General features: G+C 70.8%; 6 protein-coding genes and 1 riboswitch. Of the genes, 4 read left to right on the top strand and 2 right to left on the bottom strand.

Going from position 1 to position 7,371, the window contains the following annotated elements:
* Nucleotides 1-577 (bottom strand): hypothetical protein (locus RMO85_RS18825; RefSeq protein WP_310530249.1); only part of this gene is annotated, 577 nt, incomplete at its 3' end.
* Between the two features lie 35 nt (nucleotides 578-612).
* The gene (locus tag RMO85_RS18830; RefSeq protein ID WP_310530250.1) at nucleotides 613-2,175 is read right to left on the bottom strand and encodes a N,N-dimethylformamidase beta subunit family domain-containing protein; all 1,563 of its coding nucleotides are present in this window, start codon (nucleotides 2,173-2,175) and stop codon (nucleotides 613-615) included.
* Nucleotides 2,176-2,344: 169 nt separating this feature from the next.
* On the opposite strand from RMO85_RS18830, the gene gatC reads away from it, so the two are divergent.
* The 4 genes from gatC (at nucleotide 2,345) to RMO85_RS18850 (ending at nucleotide 7,268) form a co-directional block, all read left to right on the top strand.
* Nucleotides 2,345-2,644, top strand: coding sequence for an Asp-tRNA(Asn)/Glu-tRNA(Gln) amidotransferase subunit GatC (gatC, locus tag RMO85_RS18835; protein WP_310530251.1), 300 nt, complete (start codon nucleotides 2,345-2,347; stop codon nucleotides 2,642-2,644).
* Between the two features lie 26 nt (nucleotides 2,645-2,670).
* On the top strand, nucleotides 2,671-4,152 hold the full coding sequence (gene gatA / locus RMO85_RS18840) for an Asp-tRNA(Asn)/Glu-tRNA(Gln) amidotransferase subunit GatA (protein WP_310530254.1): 1,482 nt from the start codon (nucleotides 2,671-2,673) through the stop codon (nucleotides 4,150-4,152).
* Nucleotides 4,149-5,669, top strand: coding sequence for an Asp-tRNA(Asn)/Glu-tRNA(Gln) amidotransferase subunit GatB (gatB, locus tag RMO85_RS18845; protein ID WP_310530252.1), 1,521 nt, complete (start codon nucleotides 4,149-4,151; stop codon nucleotides 5,667-5,669). Before gatA ends, gatB begins: the two co-directional genes overlap by 4 nt.
* 18 nt (nucleotides 5,670-5,687) lie before the next feature.
* Nucleotides 5,688-5,827, top strand: a riboswitch (cobalamin riboswitch).
* Nucleotides 5,828-5,900: 73 nt separating this feature from the next.
* On the top strand, nucleotides 5,901-7,268 hold the full coding sequence (locus tag RMO85_RS18850) for a hypothetical protein (protein ID WP_310530253.1): 1,368 nt from the start codon (nucleotides 5,901-5,903) through the stop codon (nucleotides 7,266-7,268).
* Nucleotides 7,269-7,371 lie beyond the last annotated feature (103 nt).

The following is a 7,371-nucleotide window of genomic DNA, read 5'->3' on the forward strand; positions in this document are numbered from 1 at the left end:
GGCCGTCGTCCAGCGCCACGTCGTAGCCGAAGACCAGCCACTCGCCGGCGTCCCCCTCGAGCATGAAGCGACCCTGAAGCGTCACCGGCTGGGTCGCGCCGTCCTCCATCGTGGCCTCGAACGCGAAGTGCACCACCGCGGTGGCGCCGAGCGCCCGTCGGTCGTTGACGAGGAAGGACAGCCGGGCGTCGAGCCTCGTCGCGCGCATCGCGGTGGCTTCCTGGACCCGCGAGGCGGTGAGACGGTCGATGTCCTGCGCCGCGTGCCGTGCGGCCCCACTGGTGAACGCCTCGAACGCGGGCACGAACTCTCGGCGCGGGAAGTCCCCGAGGAACGCCTCGGCTACATAGGTGGACAGCACGTCGCCGATCGCCGTCTCCATCGCGGTGCGGGTGGGTTCGTCGATGCCCTCAGCTCCGCTGACCGTCTCGACACTCAGCGCGACCGGCTGCGACGGCGGTGGCTCCGGCTGCGAGCCCCCGCCCGTACAGGCAGCGACCACGGCCAGTGCGGCCAGCACCAGGACCATGACCGCGACCATGCCGCCGCGGGTCGCGCTCCGTGGTCCGGGTGCCATGCGCTCCATGATGGACGATCCCGGTGCGGCGTGTCTCAACTCGCGCTCACCGTGTTGACGGCCGGGAGGCCGAAGTCGTCGACGTTGTCGCGCGCGGGGTGCTCCCTGCCCACCGGACCGTCGGCGAACCGACGGAGCAGGTTGCCGGTGACGATGCGGGTGAAGCGTGCCGTTACCCGCCCCAGCGGGCGCTCGCAGCGGTCCACCAGCGCACAGCCCCACCGCAGGGTTCCAGCGGTGAACACGCCGGCCCCGGAGGAGGTCGTGTAGTAGATCGTCTGGGCGCTCGTGGCCACCCCGCGACAGTCGTAGGGCGTGTGGCCGAGCACCTGGAGCGGACGCGGAAGCGTCGCGTCGGGGTAGACCCGGTCGGCCTCCGGACCGATCAACCCGGGGATCCGATCGCCGCGCTCGACCCCGGTGCCCGAGAAGCCCCACCAGCCGGGAGTGACCACGACGAGGTCGATGTCCACCGGATAGCACTCGTACTGGACGCCCAACAGATCGTGCTCGGGTCGTGGCATCGGGTCGTCGCGGAAGCGTGAGGTCGTCGCGCCCGGGTGGGAGTCGCGCAGCGGGTCCAGGTAGGCGGCGTTCCGGAAGCCGATGAGCAGCCGTGCCCGGCCGGTGGGGCGATCGTTCAGGCGCACCCGCCAGTACATGGTGTTCGCGCTGAGGAAGGCCAGATTGGTGCCGGCGTCGCGCGCAGCCATCACCTCGGCCCGCATCGCGGGCGTCCAGTACTCGTCGTGACCCATCGAGACGTACCCGAGGGCGCCGTCGAGTGATCCGGGCCGGACGTGCAGGTCGACGTTGGTGAAGTAGGACAGTGCGATCCCGGTCTGCTCGGCCCGGACGATGATCGGGATCGCAGCCGTGCGGTAGTCGTTCGCACCGGTGGCCCCGTTGTAGGGACGGTCGAAGCTCACCGCGTAGCTGCCCCGCTCGCCGGCCGGCCCCTCGTAGAGGCTGTAGCCGCCCCAGGCGTTGTACGCCTGCCAGGTTGTGACGGGCGCGACCAGTGCGACCGTCCCGCTCGCCGACGGCGAGGTCACGACGTAGGGGACCTGTGTCTGCCAGCCGTTCGGCGTATGGAGGGTGAAGACGTAGAAGCCCGGCAGCCACCGCGAGGTGTCGACCGTCAGGTCGCGCCGCCACGGGGCGACCACGGTCCGGGTCACCGCGGGCTCGAGGCGGGCGGGTGCCTGCACGTGTCCCCGGCGGAAGCCGGACTCCCAGACCAGGGCGCCGGTGCCGCCGCGGTAAGCCCCGATCCGGTAGGCAGCCGCCTCGTAGCCACCTGCAGTGGTGGAGACCTTCAGGCCGACGCGGGTTCCCGGCAAGCCGCTCGCGTGGGTGGTGAAGGCCTCGATCTGGTGGTCGGAGGAGGGCCTGCTGATCCGCCACGCCTCTGACCCAGTGGTCGTGCGATCCGGTGCCGGCCGGGCACGGTCGCCGGTCGCCTCACCCGGCTGGGGTGACGGTGAGGAGGTCGCCGTGGACCGGGCGGCCGGTTCGCCCTCGGCCGGGGGCGAACCGCACCCGGATGCCACCCACGCCGCCAGCACCATCCCCACCCACACCGTCCGTGCACTCATCTCGACCACCTCGCCCGAGGAGCCGGGCCCTCCGGCGCCTCGAGATCGACGATTCGCTGCAGGCTTGTCCCGCGGCATGAGGCTGGGATCCCGACCCGGGCGGGACTGTGCGGACGCCGGTCGCGACCGGCCCACCGGCGCGGCAGCGCAGGGACCTAGGATTGCCGCCATGCCCGAGATCACCAGAGACGAGGTCGCGCACCTCGCGAACCTCGCCCGCATCGACCTCGACGACGCCGAGCTCGATCACCTTGCCCCCCAGCTGAGCGTGATCCTCGAGTCGGTCGCCTCCATCAACGGCGTGGCCGGTGACGACGTCCCTCCGACGTCGCACGCGCTGCCGCTGACCCACGTCTTCCGCGACGATGTCGTGACGCCCGGCCTGACCGCCGAGCAGGCTCTGTCGGGTGCGCCCGCAGTGGACCAGCAGCGCTTCAGCGTGCCGCGGATCCTGGGGGACGAGCAGTGATCACCCTTCGCAACACCGCCGCCGAGATGGCACAGGCGCTCGCCGACTCCACCGTCACCAGTGTCGAGCTCACCCAGCTCCACCTCGACCGCATCGCAGCCGTCGACGGCGCCGTCCACGCCTTCCTGCACGTCGACTGCGAGGGTGCGCTCGCCCAGGCCGCGGCCTCCGACGCGCGGCGCGCGGCCGGCCAGCCCCTGAGCGCGCTCGACGGCGTGCCGATCGCCGTCAAGGACGTGCTCGCCACCGAGGGACTGCCCACGACATGTGGGTCCAAGATCCTCGAAGGCTGGATCCCGCCGTACGACGCGACCGTCGTGGTCAGGCTGAAGGCCGCCGGACTGCCGATCCTGGGCAAGACCAACATGGATGAGTTCGCGATGGGCTCCTCCACCGAGCACTCGGCCTACGGGCCCACCCACAACCCGTGGGACCTCGACCGCATCCCCGGTGGCTCCGGTGGTGGCTCGGCCGCGGCCGTGGCCGCCTTCGAGGCGCCGCTCGCCATCGGCACCGACACCGGCGGCTCGATCCGCCAGCCCGGCGCCGTCACCGGCACCGTGGGCGTGAAGCCGACGTACGGCGGGGTCTCCCGCTACGGCCTCGTCGCCCTCGCCAACAGCCTCGACCAGGCGGGCCCGGTCACCCGGACCGTCCTCGACTCGGCGCTCCTGCACGACGTCATCGGCGGGCACGACCCGCGCGACTCGACGAGCATCGACCAGCCGTGGCCGTCGTTCACCGATGCCGCCCGGGCCGGCGCGAGCGGCGACATGACCGGCCTGAAGATCGGCGTCATCACCGAGCTCGCCGGGGACGGTTGGCAGGACGGTGTGATGGCGCGCTTCCAGGAGTCGGTCGACCTGCTGGTCAAGGCCGGTGCCGAGGTCGTCGAGGTCTCCTGCCCGAGCTTCGTGCACGCCCTGGCGGCCTACTACCTGATCCTGCCGGCCGAGGCGTCCTCCAACCTCGCGAAGTTCGACGCCATGCGCTACGGCCTCCGCGTCGTGCCTGAGGGCGACCCGAGCGCCGAGGACGTGATGCGGGCCAGCCGCGACGCCGGCTTCGGTGACGAGGTGAAGCGCCGGATCATCCTCGGCACCTACGCCCTGTCGAGCGGCTACTACGACGCCTACTACGGCCAGGCCCAGAAGGTGCGCACCCTGATCAGCCGCGACTTCGCGGCTGCCTTCGAGCAGGTCGACGTGCTCGTCTCGCCGACCGCCCCGACCACGGCCTTCAAGCTGGGGGAGAAGCTCGACGACCCGATCGCGATGTATCTCAACGACCTCGCGACCATCCCCGCCAACCTGGCCGGCGTCCCCGGCATCTCGGTGCCGAGCGGCCTGGCCGATGAGGACGGGCTGCCTGCCGGCTTCCAGATCCTCGCCCCCGCGCTCGAGGACGAGCGTCTCTACCGCGTGGGCGCCGCCCTCGAGGCGCTGCTCGCGCAGGAGTGGGGCGCGCCGCTGCTCGACAAGGCTCCCGCCCTGGAGGAGACCCGATGACCGACACGTTGCTGACCTTCGAGGAGTCGCTCGAGAAGTTCGACCCGGCGATGGGCCTCGAGGTCCACGTCGAGCTGAACACCAACTCGAAGATGTTCTGCGGCTGCCCGACCGAGTTCGGCGCCGAGCCCAACACCCAGGTCTGCCCGACCTGCCTGGGCCTGCCGGGCGCCATGCCGGTCGTCAACAGGATCGCCGTCGAGTCGGCCATGCGGATCGGCCTCGCGCTCAACTGCGACATCGCCGAGTGGTGCCGCTTCGCCCGGAAGAACTACTTCTACCCGGACATGCCGAAGAACTTCCAGACCTCGCAGTACGACGAACCGATCGCCTTCGACGGCCACATGGACGTCAACGTGCCGACCGAGGACGGCGGCATCGAGGTCGTCCGGGTCGAGATCGAGCGCGCCCACATGGAGGAGGACACCGGCAAGTCGCTGCACGTCGGCGGTGCCACCGGTCGCATCCACGGCGCCGACTACTCGCTCGTCGACTACAACCGTGCCGGCATCCCGCTGATCGAGATCGTCACCCGCCCGATCATGGGCATGCGGGAGAACGCGCCGGCCGTGGCGAAGGCCTACGTCGCCCAGCTGCGCGAGCTGATCGTTGCCCTCGGCGTCTCGGACGCCCGGATGGACCAGGGCTCGATCCGCGCGGACGTCAACCTCTCCCTCTCTCCTGCGGGCGACGGTGGTCTCGGCACCCGCACCGAGACCAAGAACGTCAACTCGCTGCGCTCGGTCGAGCGGGCCGTGCGCTACGAGATGCAGCGGCACGCCGCGATCCTCAGTGGTGCAGCTGGCGGCGACCGGACCATCTTGCAGGAGACCCGGCACTGGCACGAGGACACCGGGGTCACGACAAGTGGTCGCGAGAAGTCGGACGCCGAGGACTACCGCTACTTCCCAGAGCCCGACCTCGTCCCGGTCGCGCCGAGTCGCGAGTGGGTCGACCAGCTCCGCGGCACCCTGCCGGAGAACCCGACCGCCAAGCGCTCTCGTCTCCAGGCCGAGTGGGGCTTCTCCGACCTCGACATGCGCGACACCATCGGCGCCGGAGCTTTCGGTCTCGTGGAGGAGACGATCCTCGCGGGTGCCAGCCCGCAGGTCGCCCGCAAGTGGTGGCTCTCCGAGCTGGCTCGTCGCGCCAACGACACCGGCACCGACATCGCCGAACTCGGTGTCACGCCGGCCGACGTGGTCGCCGTACAAGCACTGATCGACGCCGGCTCCCTCAACGACAAGCTGGCGCGACAGGTCTTCGAGGGGTTGTACGCCGCCGAGGGCACCGCGGCAGAGATCGTGGAGAAGCGTGGTCTCGCGATCGTCTCCGACGACGGTGCGCTCAGCGCCGCCATCGACAACGCGATCGAGGCCTTCCCGGACGTCGCCGACAAGATCCGTGACGGCAAGGTCGCAGCCGCGGGCGCACTCATCGGCGCAGTGATGAAGGAGATGCGCGGACAGGCTGATGCAGGCCGCGTTCGCGAGCTGATCCTTGACAAGCTGACCTGACCCGTCGTCGAGGAGCGCCGTCGCTGTAGTGTGCCCAGCGCAAACCAATATCCGTCTGCGACGGAGAAGCCGGTCGAAGTCCGGCGCTGACCCGCAACCGTAGACGTCCCGAGACCGTTCGGGGCGTGAGCCGGACCGCCCGTCGCAGGCACACCTGACAACCACGCTGCGAGGAACACAGCGGGTGTCGCCCGCAGGGGCGTCTCCCGCTCTCACAGCGGGAAGGAAAGCATGTCTCACACATTGCGCTCCCACACCTTGCGCCGAGTCGCAGGCCTCGTGGCGGTGTCCACCCTCGCGGTGACCGCGATCGGCCAGCCCGTCTCGGCCGCCCCCACCGCGCCCGCGAACACCGACGACGGCGCCATCACCTTGGCCGGCACGTGGCTCAAGGGGCAGCTCACCGGCGGACTCGTCGTCGGCGAGTTCGGTCCGGACTACGGACTCACCATCGACACCGGCCTCGCCCTCGACCAGGCCGGCGACAAGTCCGGCGTGGCGACCGTCAACGCTGCGCTGCAGCCCAAGATCACCGAGTACATCGCCGGCGACGCCTTCGGCGACGCCGGCAGCACCTACGCCGGGGCCACCGCCAAGGCGGCGACGTTCGCCCGCGTGGCGGGTGCCAACACCACGTCGTACGGCGGGGTCAACCTGATCACCCGACTCGAGGAGCGCGTCAGCGCGACTGCCCCGATCGTCGGTCGCCTCGAGGACAAGTCCTCCTTCGGCGACTTCGCCAACGTGATCGGCCAGGGATACGCCGTCCGCGCCCTCACCGAGGCCAAGTCCAAGCGGACCGCCGACGCGACCGCGTTCCTGCTGGCCCAGCAATGTGCCTCCGGCTTCTTCCGCGAGTCCTTCTCCAAGTCCAAGACCACCACCGCGCAGGGATGTGTCGAGGGCCAGGCCGACTCCGCCGCCAGCCTGGACACCACGGCGCTGACCGTCGTCAACCTGCTGGATTCGGGCAGCCACGACAAGGCCGTCGCCGCAGCCGTCGCGAAGGCAGGCACCTGGCTGGCCACCCAGCAGAAGGCCACCGGCGCGTTCGGCGCCGACGGCGTGGGCGCCAACACCAACAGCACCGGCCTGGCCGGCTGGGCGCTCGGCCTGCTCAAGAACCGCGAAGCCGCCACCCGGGCCGCGGTGTGGGTGCGCAAGCAGCAGCCGATCGAGAAGAACAAGTGCCGCAGCGCGCTGACCAAGGAGACCGGCGCCATCGCCTACCAGCCCAAGGTCGTGCGCGATGCCCGCAACGACGGCATCACCGACAAGACCGCCGACCAGTGGCGACGCGCCACCGCCCAGGCGATGGCCGTGCTCCAGTGGGCGCCCGCGTCCGCGGACGCGCTGACCGTGTCGAGCGCTCGCAAGAGTGGCGAGGCCGGCGACAAGGTGCGCTTCAAGGTCTCGGGCCTGGCCCCGGGCGAGCGCGCCTGCGTGGCGATCAAGGGTGACTTCAAGCGGATCGCGGGGAAGGTCAACGCCGGCCCCGTCGTTCGCAGGCTCGAGCTGCCCACCGGCAACCGGAGCCGCATCGTGAAGGTCAAGACGGCTGACACCGCCGCCAAGACCACCATCCAGGTGCGCAACTGAGTTGACCGGAGGTCTCCTCACCCGCAGCGTCGCCCCGGCCAACATGTAGGCCGCCGCGACCTGCGCCGTAGGCGCCGCACCCACCCCCGCCCCCCCCGTGCCC

The organism is Nocardioides sp. (assembly GCF_031422975.1).
Lineage (GTDB): Bacteria > Actinomycetota > Actinomycetes > Propionibacteriales > Nocardioidaceae > Nocardioides.